Below are 763 nucleotides of genomic sequence, written 5' to 3'. Positions count from 1 at the left end.
AATTTAACTCAACATCATCGCCAAAGAAAACCACATCATCTAGAAAATATCTATTTCCATTGTACGTTGAGAACACAGATATGTATTTACCCTCAGGTAACTTAAATGTATTCACTCTCTCATTTAACTTATCGTTGTCAATAGTCAGCAACAACGTCAAGTCTTCTCCAATAGGATTTTTGGGCCATTCCCCCTCAATAAATGCCCCACCACCAAATTTAACCCCACTATCTTCATTAGGCAAAGGTGCATCTATAAACCGATAAATTTTTTGCATAGACCCCTCGTTAGCATCCAGAAAGTTTATTATAGAACTTTTCCGCTTTACTTCGTAATTTACTAATTGTTGACTCAGGAACGCCTGCCCTTCTCATTCCTTCAGTTGTTATATCTAATTCATCTGCGATCGTAGATGCGAATTGGTTAGGTCCCAACCCTCTCTGAGCTCTAACCTGAGCTTCATGATAGTGGACACCTCCAATACCCCTGGAGTCTTTTAATGGTCCTCGAGTATGATGATCAAGGTCTAATGCAATCGAGGGGTTAGCACATAAACGAGAGTCATTGGCAAATCCTGATTGTTTAAGAAACTCATGGCGAATCAGTTCATGTGCTTGTAAGCCATCGCCAACATGGATACCGCTATTTAAACCACCATAAATACCCAGATAAAAAAGTTCAGCGAGTCCTAACGGATCGATCCAAGTAATAGGGTTCGGCGCATACGCATACAGGTTCATTCCCCCCGCCAGCCCTATCAGGT

At 41.3% G+C, this 763-nt stretch carries 2 pseudogenes; both read right to left on the bottom strand.

The features are described 5' to 3' along the window. A pseudogene (locus JHD74_RS25885) lies at window positions 1–277 on the bottom strand (DUF1963 domain-containing protein); the annotation flags it as partial. Between the two features lie 10 nt (window positions 278–287). After that, a pseudogene (locus JHD74_RS25880) lies at window positions 288–763 on the bottom strand (type IV secretion protein Rhs); the annotation flags it as partial.

It is taken from the genome of Serratia sp. ASV30, assembly GCF_016428815.1.
Lineage (GTDB): Bacteria > Pseudomonadota > Gammaproteobacteria > Enterobacterales > Enterobacteriaceae > Chania > Chania fonticola_C.
Note: the sequence above shows the minus strand (reverse complement) of the source record. Positions and strands in the feature narration are given on the sequence as shown.